Source organism: Microcoleus sp. S13C4, assembly GCF_036700865.1.
Taxonomy (GTDB): domain Bacteria; phylum Cyanobacteriota; class Cyanobacteriia; order Cyanobacteriales; family Microcoleaceae; genus Microcoleus.
In genome coordinates, this window is record NZ_JAUBPS010000004.1 from 60,849 (window position 1) to 80,015 (window position 19,167).

The 19,167-nt window shown below is 45.9% G+C and carries 21 protein-coding genes; 11 read left to right on the top strand and 10 right to left on the bottom strand.

The features are described 5' to 3' along the window. The first annotated feature begins 221 nt into the window (after nt 1–221). Both QT996_RS03355 and QT996_RS03360 read left to right on the top strand, forming a co-directional pair. Nucleotides 222–1,895, top strand: coding sequence for a methyltransferase domain-containing protein (locus tag QT996_RS03355; protein ID WP_333044521.1), 1,674 nt, complete (start codon nt 222–224; stop codon nt 1,893–1,895). Between the two features lie 74 nt (nt 1,896–1,969). Further along, entirely contained in the window at nt 1,970–2,839 is an 870-nt protein-coding gene (locus QT996_RS03360; protein ID WP_333044522.1) for a calcium-binding protein, read from the top strand. Nucleotides 2,840–2,952: 113 nt separating this feature from the next. On the opposite strand, the gene QT996_RS03365 is transcribed toward QT996_RS03360, so the two are convergent. The 3 genes from QT996_RS03365 to QT996_RS03375 all read right to left on the bottom strand — a co-directional run bounded on the left by QT996_RS03365 (nt 2,953) and on the right by QT996_RS03375 (nt 5,083). Next, the gene (locus tag QT996_RS03365) at nt 2,953–3,756 is read right to left on the bottom strand and encodes an MOSC domain-containing protein (RefSeq protein WP_333044524.1); all 804 of its coding nucleotides are present in this window, start codon (nt 3,754–3,756) and stop codon (nt 2,953–2,955) included. A 111-nt stretch (nt 3,757–3,867) separates the two neighbouring features. Continuing rightward, a complete protein-coding gene (locus QT996_RS03370; protein WP_333044526.1) occupies nt 3,868–4,167 on the bottom strand; it encodes a putative quinol monooxygenase in 300 nt (99 codons plus the stop codon). A 238-nt stretch (nt 4,168–4,405) separates the two neighbouring features. Next, the gene (locus QT996_RS03375; RefSeq protein WP_333044527.1) at nt 4,406–5,083 is read right to left on the bottom strand and encodes a hypothetical protein; all 678 of its coding nucleotides are present in this window, start codon (nt 5,081–5,083) and stop codon (nt 4,406–4,408) included. Nucleotides 5,084–5,371: 288 nt separating this feature from the next. Here QT996_RS03375 and QT996_RS03380 point away from each other — a divergent pair, with 288 nt between their 5' ends. Next, nucleotides 5,372–5,851, top strand: coding sequence for a hypothetical protein (locus QT996_RS03380; protein WP_333044529.1), 480 nt, complete (start codon nt 5,372–5,374; stop codon nt 5,849–5,851). Between the two features lie 118 nt (nt 5,852–5,969). On the opposite strand, the gene QT996_RS03385 is transcribed toward QT996_RS03380, so the two are convergent. Beyond that, nucleotides 5,970–6,473, bottom strand: a complete 504-nt coding sequence (locus QT996_RS03385; RefSeq protein WP_333044531.1) for a hypothetical protein — start codon at nt 6,471–6,473, stop codon at nt 5,970–5,972. Nucleotides 6,474–6,918: 445 nt separating this feature from the next. On the opposite strand from QT996_RS03385, the gene aroA reads away from it, so the two are divergent. After that, complete coding sequence (aroA, locus tag QT996_RS03390) at nt 6,919–8,274, top strand: 3-phosphoshikimate 1-carboxyvinyltransferase (RefSeq protein WP_333044532.1); 1,356 nt, start codon at nt 6,919–6,921, stop codon at nt 8,272–8,274. Between the two features lie 113 nt (nt 8,275–8,387). Here the strand turns inward: aroA and QT996_RS03395 are convergent, their stop codons facing one another. From QT996_RS03395 to QT996_RS03420, 6 genes are all read right to left on the bottom strand, one after another. Continuing rightward, nucleotides 8,388–8,516, bottom strand: coding sequence for a hypothetical protein (locus QT996_RS03395; RefSeq protein WP_333044534.1), 129 nt, complete (start codon nt 8,514–8,516; stop codon nt 8,388–8,390). Nucleotides 8,517–8,547: 31 nt separating this feature from the next. Beyond that, entirely contained in the window at nt 8,548–8,985 is a 438-nt protein-coding gene (locus QT996_RS03400; RefSeq protein ID WP_333044535.1) for a CAAD domain-containing protein, read from the bottom strand. Nucleotides 8,986–9,181: 196 nt separating this feature from the next. Next, nucleotides 9,182–10,189: a 2-hydroxyacid dehydrogenase gene (locus QT996_RS03405; protein WP_333044536.1), complete on the bottom strand. Its 1,008-nt coding sequence runs from the start codon at nt 10,187–10,189 to the stop codon at nt 9,182–9,184. 397 nt (nt 10,190–10,586) lie between these two features. Further along, on the bottom strand, nt 10,587–11,321 hold the full coding sequence (locus QT996_RS03410; protein ID WP_333044538.1) for an ABC transporter ATP-binding protein: 735 nt from the start codon (nt 11,319–11,321) through the stop codon (nt 10,587–10,589). Nucleotides 11,322–11,484: 163 nt separating this feature from the next. Continuing rightward, on the bottom strand, nt 11,485–12,159 hold the full coding sequence (locus tag QT996_RS03415) for an energy-coupling factor transporter transmembrane protein EcfT (protein ID WP_333044539.1): 675 nt from the start codon (nt 12,157–12,159) through the stop codon (nt 11,485–11,487). Continuing rightward, nucleotides 12,152–13,081 carry an energy-coupling factor ABC transporter permease gene (locus QT996_RS03420; RefSeq protein WP_333044540.1) on the bottom strand — a complete coding sequence of 310 codons (930 nt, stop codon included), beginning with the start codon at nt 13,079–13,081 and terminating at the stop codon, nt 12,152–12,154. Before QT996_RS03420 ends, QT996_RS03415 begins: the two co-directional genes overlap by 8 nt. Nucleotides 13,082–13,712: 631 nt before the next feature. On the opposite strand from QT996_RS03420, the gene QT996_RS03425 reads away from it, so the two are divergent. The 7 genes from QT996_RS03425 (at nt 13,713) to QT996_RS03455 (ending at nt 19,060) form a co-directional block, all read left to right on the top strand. Then, the gene (locus tag QT996_RS03425) at nt 13,713–14,345 is read left to right on the top strand and encodes a hypothetical protein (protein WP_333044542.1); all 633 of its coding nucleotides are present in this window, start codon (nt 13,713–13,715) and stop codon (nt 14,343–14,345) included. Nucleotides 14,346–14,474: 129 nt separating this feature from the next. Then, nucleotides 14,475–14,948, top strand: a complete 474-nt coding sequence (locus QT996_RS03430) for a hypothetical protein (protein ID WP_333044543.1) — start codon at nt 14,475–14,477, stop codon at nt 14,946–14,948. Between the two features lie 18 nt (nt 14,949–14,966). Then, nucleotides 14,967–15,698 carry a hypothetical protein gene (locus tag QT996_RS03435; RefSeq protein ID WP_333044544.1) on the top strand — a complete coding sequence of 244 codons (732 nt, stop codon included), beginning with the start codon at nt 14,967–14,969 and terminating at the stop codon, nt 15,696–15,698. Between the two features lie 116 nt (nt 15,699–15,814). Beyond that, nucleotides 15,815–16,249 carry a ferritin-like domain-containing protein gene (locus tag QT996_RS03440; protein WP_333044545.1) on the top strand — a complete coding sequence of 145 codons (435 nt, stop codon included), beginning with the start codon at nt 15,815–15,817 and terminating at the stop codon, nt 16,247–16,249. A gap of 96 nt (nt 16,250–16,345) precedes the next feature. Next, a complete protein-coding gene (locus QT996_RS03445) occupies nt 16,346–17,308 on the top strand; it encodes an FTR1 family protein (protein ID WP_333044547.1) in 963 nt (320 codons plus the stop codon). 285 nt (nt 17,309–17,593) lie between these two features. Then, nucleotides 17,594–18,331: a response regulator transcription factor gene (locus tag QT996_RS03450; protein ID WP_333044642.1), complete on the top strand. Its 738-nt coding sequence runs from the start codon at nt 17,594–17,596 to the stop codon at nt 18,329–18,331. Nucleotides 18,332–18,754: 423 nt separating this feature from the next. Further along, nucleotides 18,755–19,060: a hypothetical protein gene (locus tag QT996_RS03455; RefSeq protein ID WP_333044549.1), complete on the top strand. Its 306-nt coding sequence runs from the start codon at nt 18,755–18,757 to the stop codon at nt 19,058–19,060. Nucleotides 19,061–19,167 lie beyond the last annotated feature (107 nt).

The following is a 19,167-nucleotide window of genomic DNA, read 5'->3' on the forward strand; positions in this document are numbered from 1 at the left end:
GCAATCCAGCAGGATTGGTGAATAAGATTTAAAGGAAACACTCTTAAGGCAGAACAAGAGAAGAGAAAGAAAAAAAGTTCGCAACTGAGAATTTAATGCTTGACAAAGATAGCGAGCGCCATTGTATACTGGCATCGCAATGCTAACCTTCGGCTGGTCGTCTGTTGGCATGGGTTGCTCTGTATTATTTTACGATAAACTAATCAGGAATTTTAGAGAAAGTGATCGATCGCGCCAACCACGACTTCTTGAAGCTGCTACCGCCGGATGCTAAAGTCATTGTTGAAATTGGCTGCGGTACGGGCTCGACGGGCGAACAGTACAAACTGATCAATCCCCATTGTCAGTATATTGGCATTGAATGCGATCGAGAAAAAGCCCAAATTGCAGTCGATCGCCTAAACTGGGTGACGGTAGCCGATATTGAAGAAATTGCCCTCGAAAGTCTCGACATCGCCCCAGGAACCGTCGATTGTTTGGTTTTTGGCGACTTGCTACCCTATCTCAAAAACCCTTGGGAAGTCCTCAAGCAGTACAGTGCTTTGCTGAATCCAGAGGGGCAAATTCTCGCTAGAATCCCTAATGTTCAATACTGGCGACGGATTGTCAATCTCTTGCGGGGACAGTGGGAGAATCCCGACAGTAAGATGCAGCACTGGTTTACCCTAGAAAGTATTAAATCACTATTTGCTCAAGCCGGATTGCAGGTTTACGAATTTCAAGGGAAGGGACACAAAACCGAAAATTTTGTCCACTTTCAGGAATTACTGCATCCAATGGTAAAGGCTTTAGAACTAACATCGAGCAGCTTTGCTACGGAAACAGGTGCTGAACATTATATCGTGCGATCGACCAAATCGACCGTACCTGCGCGCAGACTGCTGATTCAGACTATCATTATGGCTCCTACAGGGTGCGATCGTGTGCGAGTTTTGGAACCGGATAAATTTAGCGCTACAATTCCCGGTGTCCGCACCGTATCCGGCGTGAAAACAGCAGAATTAATTCCCCCCCTGCTGGGAGAAGAAAAAGTCTTCATCTGGCAGCGGACAATCATGCAATATCCCGCCTACATTCCCCAACTCAAAGAACTGTTGCAACAAGGCTATTTAATAGTAGCTGAAATTGACGACAATCCCATCCGCCGCCGCGAATATGCAGATAATAATTACCTCAGCTATCGCGGCTGTCACTGCGTTCAAACTTCTACAGAACCGCTAGCAAAAATTTTGCGGCACTACAATCCTAATGTTGCAGTATTTCCCAATCAATTAGCTTATTTACCTCCGCCGCGAATTTATCCGACAGAAGATACAGTCACAATTTTTTTTGGTGCACTCAACCGCGAAAAAGATTGGCAGCCGATTATGGCAGCGCTAAATCGAGTTTTAGTCGCACACAAACCCCGAATTCGAGTTAAAGTTATCCATGACCGCCGATTTTTTGAAGCGTTGCAAATACAGCAAAAAGAATTTGAACCATTTTGCAGCTACGAACGGTATCAAGAAATCATGTACAGTTGCGATATAGCTTTGCTGCCGCTTGTTTCCAACCCGGTTAACGAAACGAAATCCGACTTAAAATTTATTGAATGTGCAGCGCGGGGAGTAGCGGTGCTGGCCAGTCCCACTGTGTACGAACATTCAATTGTCGAAGGTGAAACCGGATTGATTTATCGATATGAAAAAGAGTTTGAAACCAAACTAAATTCGCTGATTTCTGACACTTCTCGGCGCCGGGGAATAGCCGCTAATGCTTACGAATGGGTGCGCGACAACCGCTTGCTGTGTGGGCACTACCGGCAGCGGCGAGATTGGTACTTACAGATGCGGGAAGAGTTGCCACGTTTAAATGCTGAGTTGCGCGATCGCCTGCCGGAGTTATTTACCGACTAAATGCGGTAAAATTTATAGGCTATTGTGCGATCGTTCTGTTTTATTGTTTAATTTCTAATTGTTAATCCACACCAATGCGAATTCTCTTCACTATTGCTCACTTTTACAATCCCAGCGGCGAGGGGAAACACGCTTCCCAGCGAAATGATCCGCAACCACGACTCAATGCTTTAACAGCTTGCGTGACAGCGCTGCAAGCTTTGTACGGCAAATCTCAGTCCATGATTGACATTAGCGAATGTGTAACTATCCCAGCCAATCAATCTCAACAGCACGAAATTGACATTGTTATTTGCACTACTCAAGGCTATCATCTCTTGCCTCAACTGCCAGTGCAGCCCAGATGTTTTATGCACCACGCTACCAAATGCGAACCGCTGCTATTGGGGTTTGAGTGTCAAGCAGTTTTGCGAGCGTGTCTAGACAAATACGATTATTTTTGTTATTTGGAAGATGATTTAATTCTGCACGATCCGTGGTTTTTTAGTAAATTAAAGTGGTTTACGCATCACGGGGGAAATGGGAATTTGCTGCAACCTAATCGCTATGAAATAGCGCCTAAAGGCGCAGTGTTTAAAGCATATGTTGATGGTGATTTAGCAGACTCAGCAACTTCTCAGTTTCAAAAAATAGAGGAGCAGCGGCAGTTAATGGGAAAAATCATGGAACAAACAGTCGCTTTTGAGCGGGCGTTGAATCCTCATTCCGGCTGCTATTTTTTGAATGCGGAACAGATGGCACACTGGGCTAAGCAGTCTCATTTTTTGGACAGGGATACTAGCTTTATCGGCCCGCTGGAAAGTGCCGCGACTTTAGGAATTATGCGGACTTTTAGAGTTTACAAGTCAACTCCTTCCTATGCTAATTTTTTGGAGATTCAACATTTTGGAACGAGTTTTCTGAATTTGATTGGTAATAAGGTGAGGGTGCCGGAAGCAGGATGAGTCGCTGCGTGGGGGCGGGTTTTGTGTTAATATTGTCTGCGGTTGGTTCGGATTGTGGACTCGGGCACGCCTCTAACGGCTTCGGATATATAACAACGCATCAACTGATTATTCTAGGGATGCAAAACATCGCCTATTTTAACTGTGCCACTGTCGATAATTTTGGCTAAAACTCCTGTTTGTGCGTGACCGAATTCCTGTTGCAGTAAACTGAGTAGGGAAATATCCCGATCGCCCGTTTCTGGATTCACTTCTATATTGACACAGCGACCGATTCGTGCTGTAACTTCTATGCGCGCCGTGCCTAATTGAAACTGTTTTCCAATCAACTCAAATTCTGACCAAGCTGCCATACCTTCTAGCACAATGTTCGGGCGAAATCGGCCCACGTCAATGTTTTGAACAGCGATTTCTGTTAATTCGTCTAATGTGGCTTGACTGAGTAAAGAAATGTGTACGGGTTCTCGATCGGGATAACGAGTTTCGCCGCTGGTGTCGCCGACTAAGTGCAAAGGTGCAAACTGCGGGTGTCTCGCTTCTTTTGTGGGTTCAATTGCCGCCAGATATTCTGTAAAAAAAGCGCCGATGCGATCGCGCCCCGCTGCTGTCTTCGTTTCTGCGGATAATACTTCAACCCCTTGACGCTTGACTGTTAAAACCGTCGTTTCCGGTTGATAATCACATTCCAAAGCTGCTAACACAGGCCAATCGTTTTGAACGGCAAAATGTTTTTTGCTCATCCAAGGCATATTTTGGGCGCGCATCTTTGCAGCTTCAAGATTATCTGCAAACATTAAGGCAAAAGCTCGATCGCCCTTAATACCGTGTCCTGCTGTTAAAGCAAACTCCGACATTGGTTGCGGTGTCAGCCCTTTAATTGGATAAATAAATAACTTTTTTATTGTTGCTACTGTCATATTTTTTTTAGCTTTGCTTCTATTTATAATGAACTATAGCCCCCTTAAAAAGCCGATATAGGGGGCATAAGCTATTTCACAAACATTAATAAAATTGCTATAAAAACCCGCTTAAGCTAGCAATTCATAGCGACGGATATCTGGAGACCCAACGGCCAAACCGTCTAATTTCTGCACGGCGTCTTGAATATGAGTTGAACCGAGATGTAGTTCGAGCAAATCTGCACTTTCCCACTCTTCAACAAACGTAAAATCTGTGGGATCGGCTTGATTTTGCAGGAGTTCGTATTTGATGCAGCCTTGCTCTTTGCGAGTGGGCTCCATAATGCTCAGCAGCAGAGATTTAAGTTCTGCTACTTTGTCGGGAAAGGCGGCGAGGCGGGCGACTACTCGCAAGGTTGTTTTGGACATAGGAGAAAAAAGAAATAGATATGACGATCGAACTTACTGCTTTTTATTTGGCAAACTCAGCAACACACGATTTTACTTAAAATAACCTAAAGAGGTCGATCGGTCAACGGCAGTAAAATCAGTGCTGGAATCGCTCCAGTCTCAGAAACCCCGTTTCTCTCCCAAATTCTTCGCTACCAACCGCAGAGCGTCGTATAAACCGGATTTCTTGATATATTTTGGCGAATATTGGAGAAACTCAATCTTTGGGATAAAATCGCTTGTTTTCTGTAGAATATTCCCAGGCGAGATCCTCCGGGTCTTTTTCGCGGCTCCACTGAGCAAACTCCGGCTTAAGTTTCCACTTGCCGATCGTAGTTGCGTGAACTTTGAACCTGCGGGAGAGTTCCGTCTGGGTAAAAGAGATTTTGGGCTTTTCAGGAGTCTTGGTTTGAGTAATGGGGAATAAATTTGGTTTTTTATCTTGTGCTTTTTCCCGATTTGTGGGAGGCTCTTGAACAGCTATTGCCGCATTAGGTGTTTCGCTGGGAGTGACAGTTGGAGCTATTTGAAAATAATACAAAATTCCGCCTTGTTCTGTCACTTCAAAATCTGCGGCAAATTCCGAAGCTCGTTCGTCAAGATACTCTTGAACCTTTTCTCCGGGGAGTTTCGCATTCATCGCCAAATCTAAAGCCGTAACTCGCCCTTGATTTTCCTTAATCAACTTGTAGAAAACCGAGTCTAAATGAGCGAGTTTATGTTTTTGCTGCTGCTGGTAGAGCTTGTAAGCCCAAGCAATGCCGGCTGTGGTGGCGATCGCCCAAAACATCGTTCCCGACTCGAAACTGGCAACCGCCGTCAAGGAAATAGGCAAAAGCAGGGTAAGATATCCCCAAATGCTTCCCTTCTTTAGGTTATTGCTGTTTTTGACCATAGTTCCTAAACAGGTACGTAGTTTAGCTTATACCAATTTAAGGTGAAGTGGCACATATCTCGATCCCCCTAAATCCCCCTTAAGAAGGGGGACTTTGAGAAGAATCTTGTCCCCCCCTTATTAAGGGGGGTTAGGGGGGATCAGATTCTATGCAGCCTCATAAAAAATTGGTATTAGTAGAGCGTGTCTGAATGCCGCGAAAGTTTTACGACAGTCGATATATCGGCTAATCGCTGACCCACTCTACGACAAAATCCCAGAATCTACTTTTTTTGCAACCGAGGGTTCATGTACTTTTTTCGCAAACAGATTGCCATCCTGCTGATAGTTGTTGCTTGCTGTACGCTGACGATTAGTTGCAGCGATAGCCGAGCTGTCCAGTGTACTAAATTCACTAAAATTGTCAACAAAGGCAACGCTCTCATTGATGTTGATAAAGACAGCAACGATGCTGCAACGACCGACAACTTAGCTAAAAATTTGAACGTGATAGCAAATGAACTGGAGGCTCTGAGAATAACAGATCCAACCCTCAAAGAAATTAAGGAGCCATCTGTTAAATCTTTCCAGGAAATTAGTCAAGCACTCGGCGACATAAGCAAAAGTCTTCAGGCTGGAAATCTGGCTTCTACAAGTATAGAAGGTCGAGAGCAAATCAAAACAGCTCAAGCAGATATTATTAGAGCCGGACAGCAGGCGAATCAAGCAGCCGCAAATCAAGACGCTTTGACTAGCAAACTGATTAATTATTGTAAGAGCGATCGCTAAAGGCTAAGAGTTTTGAGTTTTGAGATGGCCACGCGAACCCCAACAACGCACAGCGGGTGAATGAATTTGAGGAATGCGTCGCCTTCACCTACTATCTACCCCTTTCCAATTACCCACTTTAGTGATGAATTTCTAAATTCAAAATATACTGACCGAGTTGTACTTTTTCCGACCACAACTCATATTCTAACCGTAGGTGATCCGGTTCCGGCTTTCCTGTCAGAGTCAAGTTGCGAGTGAAGTTACGGAGTCGCAACTGTTCGGGAGTCGCCAGCGAGTCGCCCTGAAGCCAATAACGGCTCAGCCCGTACATTCCTCGTTCCCAGCAGTGGCGGTAACTGTATTTGCCGTTTCCTTGCATGGTCATAATGACTCGATAGGGTGAAACTTCTAGCCAGAGCAACCGGGGTTTTGTAGTTGGGGGCAAGACAGTAACTTGCTCGGTCGATTCGTCGGAGTCGTCGGCAAATTGGCGATCGATTATTGCGGGTTCATGCAACAACAAGTGAAAGCGATCGTTGTCTTTTTGATAAAGGGTAGCACCGGTTTCAACGAATGACCACAAAGGTAAATCTGTGGATACCAGCGATAAACTTACAGGCTTGCGGTGATGGGTCAGCATAAATAAAAGTTTAGGAGTTGTTGTGAATTGGGCGGTTTGAGATGTGAGATTTGAGGCTTTATATTTTAGATTCTAGATTAGATAGTTTCCAAATTCCGGAGCTTTTGCTTAAAAAAAGGAAAAATGTACAACTCGCCATCGAAAATCTAAAATTGTTTAGTCAAAATTCAATCATCTGGTTGATAACTGAGAGCAGGACATGAAATCTACGCAGATACACGGATAATATTTGTGAAATTAATGTGTAATTAATGTGAAATCCGTGCGGTTGCGTCCGTCCTCCCTTGTCGCCGATAACTGATAGCAGACTGTGGGGGCAAGTTTAATCAGTCTTTGAGTTAACCGGACACATTGGGAAAAAACCCGCAGGCCGTACAAAAGACGACTGACTGAGGACTGGGAAAAAGGTAGGATAGCTAACGCCATCCAATCCTAGTTTATCTCAATGCAAGCTGACATTATCACTACTACGCTTCTTGACAAAAGCCAAACTTTAAGCATTCAAAAACCGACCTCGGGCTTGTCGCTGGTGGGGAGGATTCGAGTTCCGGGCGATAAGTCGATTTCTCACCGAGCTTTGATGTTGGGTGCGATCGCCCAAGGTGAAACTACAATTGAGGGACTGCTGCTAGGAGAAGACCCCCGCAGCACCGCTAAATGTTTCTCGCTCTTGGGAGCCAAAGTTTCTGAACTCAACGCGGAACGGGTGACAGTCCGGGGCGTCGGAATTGGCGAGTTAGAGGAGCCTGTGGATGTCTTGGATGCTGGCAATTCCGGCACAACGATGAGGCTAATGTTGGGAATTTTAGCCTCTCATCCGGGGCGTTTTTATGCAGTAACGGGTGACAGTTCTCTGCGATCGCGCCCCATGTCGCGCGTCATTAAACCGCTGCAACAAATGGGAGCGCAAATTTGGGGCCGAAAAAGTAATTCTTTAGCTCCTTTAGCGATACTCGGACAGCAGTTAAAACCGATTCACTACCATTCTCCGATCGCCTCGGCTCAAGTTAAATCTTGCATTTTGCTCGCCGGTTTGATGGCAAGCGGAGAAACTACAGTCACAGAACCCGCTCTGTCGCGGGATCACAGCGAGCGGATGCTGCGAGCGTTTGGAGCCCAATTGAGCGTCGATCCAGAAACTTGTAGCGTGACAGTAACTGGGCCGACACAACTGCAAGGGCAGAATGTGATTGTACCGGGGGATATTAGTTCGGCGGCTTTTTGGCTAGTTGCTGGGGCGATCGTCCCGGGTTCGGAGCTCGTAGTCGAAAATGTCGGCGTCAACCCAACTCGTACAGGCATTTTGGAAGCTTTGGAAATGATGGGCGCGGACATTGAACTGCAAAATCAGCGAGAGGCGGCTGGGGAACCTGTAGCGGATATTTTGGTTCGTAGTTCCGGCCAATTGCGGGGATGCACCATTGCTGGCGACTTAATTCCCCGACTGATTGACGAAATCCCGATTTTGGCAGTAGCGGCAATCTTTGCATCGGGTACTACAATAATTCGAGATGCGGCCGAGTTGCGAGTCAAAGAGAGCGATCGACTAGCCGTGACTGCTGCTGAACTCAACCGCATGGGAGCCCAAATTTCCGAGTTACCCGACGGTTTAGAAATTACCGGGGGAACTCCTTTGACCGGCGCGGATGTTGACAGCTACACCGACCACAGAATAGCGATGAGTTTGGCGATCGCAGCCCTCAACGCCACAGGTATTACTAACATTCACCGGGCCGAAGCCGCTGCCATTTCTTACCCCGACTTTACGGCTACTTTGCAACAAGTTTGCCATCCCAATTGAGAGCGGGACAGGGAGGAGAGGGAGAGGGAGAGAGGCAAGAGTGGGAAAAATCCTCTTTCTGCCTTCTTTCCTATCTTTACCCTGCCTTAGACTTCGCGATTCCTCAGCGAAGTCTAAGGCAGGAACTGCGACTCCTGCTGATCGTAGGGGAAGTAAGTCGAAGAATCTTCTTCCCTCTTTCCTCTTCCTTCTTCCTTCTTCCCTCTTCCTTCTTCCCTCTTCCTTCCATCCCTTACATCCACGCTTGCGAATCCGTTGCCGAACTTTCTTCGTTTAAGAATCTTTGCCTACAACTTGTTCTTTTAAAGAATCGATTTCCGTTAACAACTCTTGGCGATCGGAAGCCTTGAGTAGATAGCGGTAAACAAACCAGCCCGTATATCCCATGCCAATCAACTCAAAAATTGGAGCTACCAAAGGGACATCATTAAGAGCATCTAAAACTCCCAGCATTACCTTAATACTAACACCGCCTGCCAGTATTAAACCAACAGTTACGAGGGGCTTTTGGTAGTCAGCAAAAAAATTGGAGACATAGGCGGGAAGTTCCGACAAAATTGTCAGAACTTGGTCTTTAATATCTTGGAACTGGCTCGTCGGTGTTTCTGTGGTTGTCACTGTAGTCATGACCCCCGGTTGGTCAGCCACTAGGTCTACTGTGACGATTTCAGTGACTGTTTGTGCGTCGTCAGAAAAGTTAGCTTGTGTCATTTGATACTTCCTCCGGTGTCAAGTAAAATTGCAGGCTGTGAGTTGCTGCCAGTATAATTCTCCGGCAATTAGCACAGCATTCGCACTGCGGGGACTAATTGATGAGACTAAGGCAGAGTTTCACAAATTGCAAGCAAAAATAAGGATAAGACTTGATTGTAAACAATTTCCCTCCCTGCCAAATCGCTCTTTTGACTCATTTTTTCACTTGATCGAGGTCGATTTGATTCGGGCAAGGGCGTCCTTGTTCAAAGTCGGTGATATTGGCGATCGTGGTTTCGGCGATATTTTTCAAAGCTTCCTCGGTGAAGAAAGCTTGATGTCCGGTAATCAGGACGTTGGGAAAAGTCAGTAAACGTTGAAAAACGTCGTCTTGAATGACGTGATTTGACAAATCCTCAAAAAACAGATCAGTCTCTTGTTCGTAAACATCTAAACCAAGGTAGCCAATTATACCAGACTTCAGTGCTTTGGTAACAGCTTTAGTGTCAATCAACTGACCGCGGCTGGTATTGATCAGCATCATCCCCGGTTTCATTTGCTCGATCGCCTCTGCACCGATCAAATGGTAAGTTTCCGGCATCAGCGGACAATGGAGGCTGACAATATCAGAGGCCGCGAACAGTTCCGGGAGTGCCACGTATTCCATGCCTAGGGCGAGGCAATCTGCGTTTGGGAAAACATCATATCCCAGCAGGCGACACCCGAATCCGTGCAGAATTTGGGCAGTAATTGCGCCAATTCTGCCAGTCCCGACGATTCCCACCGTTTTGCCGTGGAGGTCAAAACCCAACAGGCCATCTAAGGCGAAATTGCCTTCGCGGACGCGGTTGTAGGCCCGGTGGATTTTGCGGTTGAGGGACAAAATCAAAGCGACTGCGTGTTCGGCGACGGCGTAGGGAGAATAAGCAGGAACTCGGAGTAGAGTTAAACCTAAATCCTTCGCTGCTGCTAAATCGACGTGATTGAATCCGGCGGATCTCAGGGCTAGCAAGCGAACGCCTTTTTCGGCAATGCTTTGCAGCGTTTTCGCGTCCAAGCAGTCGTTAACGAACGCGCAAACTGCCGGAAATCCAGCAGCCAAAACGCTGGTTTCCAGGGTCAGATGCGGTTCAAAAAAAACCAACTCGTGTTGACCGCCGGCATTGGCTGCTGTCAGAAAAGTGCGATCGTAGGATTTGGTATTAAATACGGCTACCTTCATGATTTTTGCCTGCCAATCCAGTAATAGTTGGAAATTCTTTTCGCACAGTCCTGGACGCCTCGGGGCGCTGAAACCGGGTTTTTTACCGAATTTGCGGTCTACAACCCGTCTTTTCCTAAAAAAATCCGGTTTCTCAACAACCGTGCGTAAGTCCTATCAGATTAACTCTAAATTTTAGTAGAATGCCGTTGACCGAAACAACCCAGTTTCCACGCTCAATATACCTCTTGCAAAAATCGCCAACAATCTTGAAATTATCTGCGTTGCATCTGCGGTTTACCGACACCTCAAAATTTTATTAGTAATAAGTCTATTACCTGTCGTCTCCTATCCTGTAAAATCCTCCTTATCCGGTTTGTATAGAGGAATAAAATCCTCACTACAAACCAATAAAATATTACCAATTGGGGGGTAGATTGTAATGTTCTAGAGTTGATGTATCTGCCAGCAAATCTTTAGTTTTTCTGTCAATCTTAATCTCACCATCCGCCAAAACTAACGCCCTTTGAGTCGTTTTCCCGATCCAATTCAAATTGTGAGAAGCGATCAAAATTACCTCGATCGGCAATTGTGACAAAACTGACGCCAAGTGACGCCGCCACGACGGATCGAGTCCGTTAGTCGGCTCATCTAAGATTAAAATTGTCGGCTCTAATGCTAAAATTGCTGCCAAGGCTGCTAACCTTCTTTGACCTCCCGAAAGTTCGTGGGCCGAACGGTTGGCAAATTCTACTAAACCAAATTCGTCTAATAGGGCTAAAGCTCGATCGCGCGCAACTCCGGGCGGCACTCCGTAATTGCGGGGGCCGAACATGACATCCTCTAAAATAGTCGGCATAAATAGCTGGTCGTTAGCGTCTTGAAAACAAAATCCAATTTGCCTGCGCGCTTGCGATAAAGTCTTCGGTTCCAACTTTTTTCCCTGCACTCTAATCTCACCGGATTGAGGCATTTTTAATCCGATCAAGTTTTCGAGCAAAGTGCTTTTACCAGCACCTGTCAGGCCGAGTAAAGCAACTCTTTCTCCCGGTTGCAAAGTAAAAGAAATTCCCCGCAATACTGGCTTTTGCTCGGGATAGCCAAATACTAAGTCTTGCACTTCGATTGTTGGTGGGGATTTGAGATTAGTCATCCGATTTTAGATTTTAGATTTTAGATTGAATAATGTCTACTCATTCCCAGGCTCTGCCTGCTAACGCAGATGGGTAGGCTCTGCCTCCAATGTTCCTCCGCAAGAAGCGAGGCAGAGCCTCTGGACATCGGTTCCCAGGCAGATCATAAGAACCAGTTAATTATCAATTCCCAATTACCCATTCCCAATTACCGTAAGAAGCTGTTGTTAATCCGGCTACTATTAAAATTGTTATTGTTAGCCATAGTCGCTCTTTTGGTGTTGATTTTGAGTCGGCAGGCACACTTCCTTGATAGCCGCGAATTAGCATGGCTGCGTGTACTCTTTCTGCCCGATCGAGACTTCGCAAATAAAGGGCTCCGATCATGGAAGCACTGGCGTAGCGCAGCCATCCTCCCGTACCGGACAAGCCTCGGAGTTGGGCGGATCTTTTCATGCGGTTGACTTCTGCTAGCAAGATTTCTAAGTATTGTCCTGCTAAAAGTACAATCTCTTGCAAGCCGGCTGGTAGGGGCAATCCTTTGAGGGCGATTCCGAAACTGTGGGGCGGCAAGGTTAGCAGAAAACTATTCATAATTAGCAGACAAATTAGGGAACGCAGCAACAGAAAACTAGCGCGTTCCCAACCTTGTGGCAGTGCTAATAAGGAGAGGAAAATTAATTCTGCTCCTAATAGTTGTACTAGGGTTCGCAGCGGTGCTCTCAGCCAAAACGACCAAAAAAGTGCGATCGCCCCATAAATACCCAGCCACAGCCAAGCGCCAGTCTTCATAAAACCAATGCCGATGACAATTGTCAAAGACAGGCGCAATCGAAAAGGTATGGACAGTTTAGACATCTTTAGGTTTTACCACCAACTGAGCAATTCCAAAAGCCGCGCCGAAACAGAAAGCAGAGCCTAAAACTCCAGCAATGCTAGTACCAATAGGCTGCTCTTCTAATCCTTTAACTGTGTAATCTGCTAAAGGAGTAGGATTTTCGATCGCCACAGCTTCTTTATCTTTAAAGCCGTGTTTTTCGGCTACCGCTTCTAACCCGTCAGGCCAACTTGAAGCCAACAGCGAAAGCACGCCCGAAATTAATAACACTCCGATTACTGGCACTACCCATTTCTGCAATTGCGGCTGTTCTCCCGGCAGTAAATCCGGCCGCACTTTGACGAGATAAGTTAAAACGCCGCCTGTAATTACCCCTTCGCCAATCCCAATTAAAATATGTACGCCTACCATTGCTGGCAAGGCGATATTCAGCGGTACTGTACCAGAAATTGCGAGTTCGATCGCGCAGCAAATAGAAGCAGCAACTACGCTGAGGGCGGCTGCAATCCCCGCAGCTAGGGGCAAACGATTTCTGGAACCTCCCAAGAGTTGCTGCAATGGCTGCAACAGCCACCAGCCCACCCAAATGCCAACTAGCCCCATGTTAAAAATATTGGCTCCCAGGGCGGTGATGCCCCCGTCGGCAAACAACACGCTCTGAATTATAAAAACTGTGCTCATCGCTAAAGTTGCCGCCCAAGGGCTCCCCAAAACGACGGATGCCAGCGCCCCTCCCAATAAGTGGCCACTGGTGCCGCCGGCTACGGGAAAGTTGATCATCTGGGCTGCAAACACGAAAGCTGTGGTTAAGCCCATGATGGGGGCTTGTCGAAGTCCAAGACTGGCGCGGGTGCGATTTAGGGCAACTGCAATTACTGCGGCACTTGCTATGCCGGTGGCAATGGCTACGGGCGGTGAAAGGAAACCATCAGGTATGTGCATCCATCTATCCCAAACGAGAGAACTTGCAACTCTTTAGTCAACTATTTTTTACAAAAATTTAAAACCCCCTCTGGGGGCATTAGTGTGATCGAGCGATCGGGGGATTGGTAGCGGGCGATCGCTTATTCGATATAGATTAGCGCCTCTGGGGCAGGATTTTGAGCCGGAGAAATTTTACATTAAATAATCCTGAAGAATTATTCGGATATTTTACAGACCACCTGCAAATTGAAGCTTTTTGATAATAATTATCAATATTTGTTTACAGATTTACAAGCAAAATGTATTCAGCGTCAAGCTCAAACAAGAATATTAAAAAAATATAAAGAAAAAACTGAAAATCACTAATTGGTTTTATTCTCAACTCTTGAGAATAAGTTGCATTAATTTTTTGACCACAGCAGCAGCGAAATGGGGCTAAAGCTAGTCAAGTCGTAACTATTGGGTGTTCTAGAAACGAAAAAGCCTCAATTATTGCGAGTTGATATAGTTAGCAGTAGGTTTGCAGTTGTCACTAGCGCCAATGTGCGATCGGCTTTTTCCGCACGGGCTGCATTATCAAGAAACTCACAATACTAATGCGCTTATTCTCAAGTAATTTTCCGACCAACCTACAGGAGGCTCGCCAGCGGTGCAACACTCAACCCCAGACTCAACTACCGATTTAGTTCCATCTGAATTTCCCAAACAGTTAGATATCGCTCAAGTTTCTATCTACGGACTGAGTTTTTTATCGGCTGGTATGTTTCTGTTTTTACCTTTAGTCAACCTACTGCATCCCAGCCATTGGCAACGATTGATGGGAACCATTCACGGCTTAGGCGCAATGTTTGCAATGGTAGTGATGGTTTACACGGGACATTTAGCTTTCCCCTTGCTGCGGGGTGCCGGTAAAATCTTGCCGCAAATGCGTACATTAGCCTTTTGGTCATCTATTTTGAGCTTTTTAGCCATAGCTACCGGGAATTGGGCTTATATGCGTTATCGGGCAGGCATGGACTTTGGCGGAGCTCGGGCTTGGCTGAAAGAAAACTCGCCTTTAGGGCAGTATGTTTTGATGGAATATCACGAGTTTAGCGTCCTGTTTACCCTGCCATTAGCAATAGCTTGCACCTGGATTCTGTGGACTTACGGGGATGCAATTTTAGAAAAGCAGAATCGCCAGGTTTTAACCGCAACCTGTGTAGCTTTGATGGCGCTAATGTTTTTTTCAATGGGCGGCATGGTAAGTGGAATTGGCGTTGCAAAAATTCATGCTTTGTAGTCAGGATTTACCAATTATCAACTATCAATCGATCGACTCTCAACTCTCAACTCTCAATCGATTGACTCTCAGGGCGGACAAGGTGGCACTGCCCCTACCCACTATCAACTATCATAGGAGATTTGTGAAATGACCAGACAATTATCCCGCCAAAGCCATGCGGGTGATGAACCTTTTTACGGAAAATTTTGGAGCAAATTAAAACACTTTCCCAACGGTTTAGCTGAGGGTTCGGCCACTCCGCCTCGCGTTTCGGGCCCGGCAGCAGCAGCAATAGTTAGCGTTGCAATTGGTTGTTTTACAATGATGGTGAGTCACCATTTAGGGGACACATCCAAAGAGATAAACGAAATGCTTTGGAACCTCGGTAGTTGGATTCCGGGAAGCAAGACTAATGATGAATTGTGGGGCAACATCGGCAGCTACACGGGCAAAGAAACTATGTTGCTTGTCGGTTGGCTGGTCAGTTGGCCAATTCTGCATCTGCTGTGGAAAAATCAGCAGATTAAAAGTCGCACCATATTTTTCTGGATGTTTGCTTTGTTAGTTGCTGCGACAGCTATGTCCTGGCATCCTCTCTTCCCCTATTTGCCGTTAACTTAAATAATGTAAGGTTTGATAATGGAAACAAAAAATAAGCCTATCCCAGCCAGGGAGATGCACAAAATAGTTTGGATTAGTATGGGAGTTTTGACTCTTTTCTTTGTGACTTTTCCTATCTCAATGTGGCGCGTCAGCCAAAAAGAAAAGTTTCTCGGTTCCCACGTCAAGTCTTTGACAATCGAGGGGAAAAAACCCGATAATGCTGTTGCTAAGGGGCTGGCCCAACCAGCTATTGCGAGTAGCAGTGCGCTTGCCACTACAAATAATTCCAGTTTAGTTGTTGACAGCCAAAAAAAGCTGCCTGAGAAGTCTCCACAGGTTGTACCTTTCACTAATACGTCTACTGAAACGGCTATTGCGAGTAGCCCTACAGATAAGACTGTCCAAGCTGTACCTGTATCAGCAGGCCAGCAGGAAGTTCGGGCGGTGGATGGAACAAATCAGACAGCAGAAATTACTGATCGCGTAAAACTAGATGAGTTAGCTCTGAAAGTCTACGATCGCATAAATGAGAGTTGGCAAACTAGCCCTACGTTCAATCAAAATCTAGTGTATCGAGTCACTACAAGTCAAGATGGGGCGATCGGCAATTTCGAGGCGCTCAATCAACCAGCCAAGGATTACACCCAAGAAACTCCTTTGCCAAATCTGCTGAAATCTTCCGAAACTAGCAGCAGTAACAGTGCAGCACCAGTCGCTAAGTTTACTGTAGTGTTTGCTCCTACGGGAACCTTAGAAGTTAACCCGTAACTCACATACAACATCTCTCCGGTAAGGTGCACCATCAGCACCTTACTTTTCATTTTTCACTTAAATGTGCTATTATAAACAGCGCCCTCTAGGGCATTCTACATCTAAAACAACCAATGAAAGAACTTGACGACAAAAAAACTCAGGAACTGCTATGCACCATCATGGAATGGGAACTAGCAGGTGTCGTACGCTACACCCACTATTCACTAATGGTGACTGGACCAAACCGGATTCCCATCGTGCAGTTTTTTAAAGCACAAGCAACGGAATCCCTACTCCACGCCCAACAAGCAGGAGAAATTCTCACCGGTTTAGAGGGGCACCCTAGTCAGAAAATTGCTCCCATCGAAGAAACCTACAAACACTCGGTGAAAGACTTATTGGAAGAAAGTTTAAATCACGAGAAAAAAGCGCTCAAAAAGTATAAATCTTTACTTGAAGTGGTTACAGGATCGAGCGTTTATTTGGAAGAATATGCCCGCAATCTAATTGGACAAGAAGAATTGCACCAAGTAGAATTGAAAAAAATGCTGCGGGATTATAGTTGATTTAATCATGAGTTAGTTGTTATTGGTTATTGGTTAATTGTTATTTCCAATGGCCAATGACCGATGCCCCATGCCCATGTCCCATGATTATAAAAAATGAATTTTAGTGAAGCCGTACCGACTTTTGTAATTACCCTGCGCGAAGGCGTAGAAGCCGCCTTAGTCGTCGGAATTGTACTAGCTTGCCTCAAAAAAGCTGAGCAAAGTCACCTCAATTCTTGGGTTTATGCAGGTATCGCAGCCGGCATTGCTGCTAGCGGTTTTGTGGGTGTTCTATTCAATGGATTGCTCGCAGCACTATCAACATCCGAGCAGCCTTACGCACCAGTCATTAAACAGCTATTAGAGGGCGTGTTGGGCATTGTGGCGATCGCAATGCTAAGCTGGATGCTAATTTGGATGACTCAGCAAGCGCGCTTTCTCAAAGCAGAAGTTGAAGGAGCAGTTACAGCAGCTTTGACAGAAAATAGCAATGCTGGCTGGGGCGTATTTGGCTTAATTTTTATTGCGGTACTGCGCGAAGGTTTTGAAACAGTTATATTTGTCACCGCTCAATTTCAACAAGGTTTGAGTCCCGCTTTGGGAGCTTTGGGCGGTTTGACTGGGGCGGCAATCATTGGCGCGCTACTGTTCAAGTGGGGTGTCAAAATTGATATCCGCCTGTTTTTCAAGTTTATGGGGATTTTGTTGCTGTTAATTGTGGCAGGTTTGGCAGTATCTGCACTCAAACATTTTGACCAAGCCGCTGGGATTTTATCGCAGATGAATAGCCAGTATGCAGCGATTTGTTTTTATTACGATCGCTCTGCACGCATCCACTCTTGTATTTTAGGGCCGATGGTGTGGAATGCAGTGGAAATTTTGCCCGATCGGCAATTTCCAGGAGTGATTCTGAAAGCACTGTTTGGATACAGAGAGCGACTTTATCTCGTCCAAGCGATCGGTTACATAACATTTTTAGCAACAATCGGCAATCTTTATTTCCAAAAACTAGGCGCTAAGGCAACCGTTTCGGGCAAAAATACTCAGCATACTCAAGAGACAACTATTGCTCCGTAGCTGTTAACCCTTGGCCTGCGCCCCCACCCTGAATCTTCTCTAAAATCTGAAATTCCAGGTAGGGACACGGCAATGCCGTGTCCCTACGGGGATATTCAATGTACCTCGTAGACCTGCAATCTGCTGTAGAATTAGTACAACAATTTTTACCTAGCTCAAAAAGTTCTTAATCAACCTTATAATTCTTAAATGAAGCTTAAAATTAAAAAATTGGTTGTTAAAGTTACCTGGAACGCCCAGAAGGCTGTAAGGTCTGCCATTCGGTTAGCGGTGAGATAAATAATGATGCCCCGGATACTTGTTATTGATGATGACGCGGCGATCGCCGAACTCGTAGCCGTCAACCTAGAAATGGCTGGCTACGAAGTCACCCAGGCAGAAGACGGCATCAAAGGTCAGGCACTGGCCATACAACTGCTGCCCGACCTGATCATGCTAGATCTGATGTTGCCTAGAGTAGACGGATTCACCGTATGTCAGCGGTTGCGGCGTGACGATCGCACCTCAGATATTCCCGTCTTGATGTTGACAGCCTTAAGTCAAACTCAAGACAAAGTAGAAGGCTTCAACTCCGGCGCCGACGACTACCTGACCAAACCCTTTGAACTAGAAGAGATGCTAGCCCGAGTGCGAGCCCTACTGAGGCGCACAGATCGCATCCCCCAAGCTGCCAAACACTCCGAAATCCTGAATTACGGCCCGTTGACCCTGGTACCCGAAAGGTTTGAAGCTGTTTGGTACGTTCAGACAGTCAAACTGACCCACCTAGAGTTTGAGTTGCTGCACTGCTTGCTTCAGCGGCACGGTCAGACAGTTTCTCCCAGCGAAATTCTCAAAGAAGTGTGGGGTTACGACCCCGATGACGACATCGAAACTATTCGCGTACACATCAGACACCTGAGAACAAAAATGGAACCCGATCCCCGCCATCCTCGGTACATCAAAACCGTATACGGGGCCGGTTATTGCCTGGAGTTACCCAACAACGAGCAAGTAGCTGAAGAAACTAAATCCTCTGCTTGAGCTAGCGCGCCAGATGCAACAAGCAGTTAAAAATTCCGCTAGAAAAGCCTGAGAGCATTTGCTCTCAGGCTTCGTTGTAAGGAGAATTGGAGCGATGTTAGTTGTTGCCGACACCTGAAATCGAGGCGGTAGAAAGGCGGTGGAGGCGGCCCCGACTCCGCTCTTGAAAGTGTTAGCTCACAAGCTGCCCCCAGAGATGTAAAGTTGAGTCAAATCTAGATACAATAATAGTGAGGGTGCTTGGTTTAAAACAATCTCATTGCCTGCTGATTTATCTGTACAATCATGTTTTATGAACCGCCGCAACTTTAGGGTAAAATCAGAAACATTAAGCGGAACACCAACAAATTTAATTCGACAATTTGGACTTGTTAGATATTCCTGAGAGAGTGCTTGGTTTATGATGGCGAAATTCCTTTGGCTGTGACACAAAAAGAAGCTATTGAGGCTGCCTTGCAACTGGCAAGACGTATCAAGAAAAAAGCAATGCTTGCGATTGAATTAAAAGCTGTAGGCGATGAACTCTATGTCAAATGGGTTGATTTAGAACTCGTTAACAGTTATAACGCATACTATGCCATTTTTCATAAAGGAGTGCAGCAGTTTGCTGTGAAACCTGCTTCATCTCAAGATGTTCAAGCAGTATTAGAACACCTAAAAACGCTTAAATTAAAACCTGCTCTGATAGATTGCGGATATGTAGATCCAGACTGGCAATCAGAACTCTAAAATTATTAACGCGATCGCACAGCTCCACACGCACAGAATTACTTAATAGGGCGAATAAGTGAATTTTGGCCCATCTTTTTTGAGCTGCGAGTTTCCCTCCTGGGCTA

What these genes read in the sequence shown, in the direction of transcription:
- QT996_RS03360 (WP_333044522.1), top strand. Translation starts at nt 1,970, where the DNA reads ATGCGAATTCTCTTCACTATTGCTCACTTTTACAATCCCAGCGGCGAG.
- QT996_RS03370 (WP_333044526.1), bottom strand. Translation starts at nt 4,167, where the DNA reads ATGTCCAAAACAACCTTGCGAGTAGTCGCCCGCCTCGCCGCCTTTCCC.
- QT996_RS03440 (WP_333044545.1), top strand. Translation starts at nt 15,815, where the DNA reads ATGAAAGAACTTGACGACAAAAAAACTCAGGAACTGCTATGCACCATC.
- QT996_RS03430 (WP_333044543.1), top strand. Translation starts at nt 14,475, where the DNA reads ATGACCAGACAATTATCCCGCCAAAGCCATGCGGGTGATGAACCTTTT.
- QT996_RS03450 (WP_333044642.1), top strand. Translation starts at nt 17,594, where the DNA reads ATGCCCCGGATACTTGTTATTGATGATGACGCGGCGATCGCCGAACTC.
- QT996_RS03365 (WP_333044524.1), bottom strand. Translation starts at nt 3,756, where the DNA reads ATGACAGTAGCAACAATAAAAAAGTTATTTATTTATCCAATTAAAGGG.
- QT996_RS03415 (WP_333044539.1), bottom strand. Translation starts at nt 12,159, where the DNA reads ATGTCTAAACTGTCCATACCTTTTCGATTGCGCCTGTCTTTGACAATT.
- aroA (WP_333044532.1), top strand. Translation starts at nt 6,919, where the DNA reads ATGCAAGCTGACATTATCACTACTACGCTTCTTGACAAAAGCCAAACT.
- QT996_RS03400 (WP_333044535.1), bottom strand. Translation starts at nt 8,985, where the DNA reads ATGACACAAGCTAACTTTTCTGACGACGCACAAACAGTCACTGAAATC.
- QT996_RS03405 (WP_333044536.1), bottom strand. Translation starts at nt 10,189, where the DNA reads ATGAAGGTAGCCGTATTTAATACCAAATCCTACGATCGCACTTTTCTG.
- QT996_RS03435 (WP_333044544.1), top strand. Translation starts at nt 14,967, where the DNA reads ATGGAAACAAAAAATAAGCCTATCCCAGCCAGGGAGATGCACAAAATA.
- QT996_RS03410 (WP_333044538.1), bottom strand. Translation starts at nt 11,321, where the DNA reads ATGACTAATCTCAAATCCCCACCAACAATCGAAGTGCAAGACTTAGTA.
- QT996_RS03445 (WP_333044547.1), top strand. Translation starts at nt 16,346, where the DNA reads ATGAATTTTAGTGAAGCCGTACCGACTTTTGTAATTACCCTGCGCGAA.
- QT996_RS03375 (WP_333044527.1), bottom strand. Translation starts at nt 5,083, where the DNA reads ATGGTCAAAAACAGCAATAACCTAAAGAAGGGAAGCATTTGGGGATAT.
- QT996_RS03385 (WP_333044531.1), bottom strand. Translation starts at nt 6,473, where the DNA reads ATGCTGACCCATCACCGCAAGCCTGTAAGTTTATCGCTGGTATCCACA.
- QT996_RS03380 (WP_333044529.1), top strand. Translation starts at nt 5,372, where the DNA reads ATGTACTTTTTTCGCAAACAGATTGCCATCCTGCTGATAGTTGTTGCT.
- QT996_RS03420 (WP_333044540.1), bottom strand. Translation starts at nt 13,081, where the DNA reads ATGCACATACCTGATGGTTTCCTTTCACCGCCCGTAGCCATTGCCACC.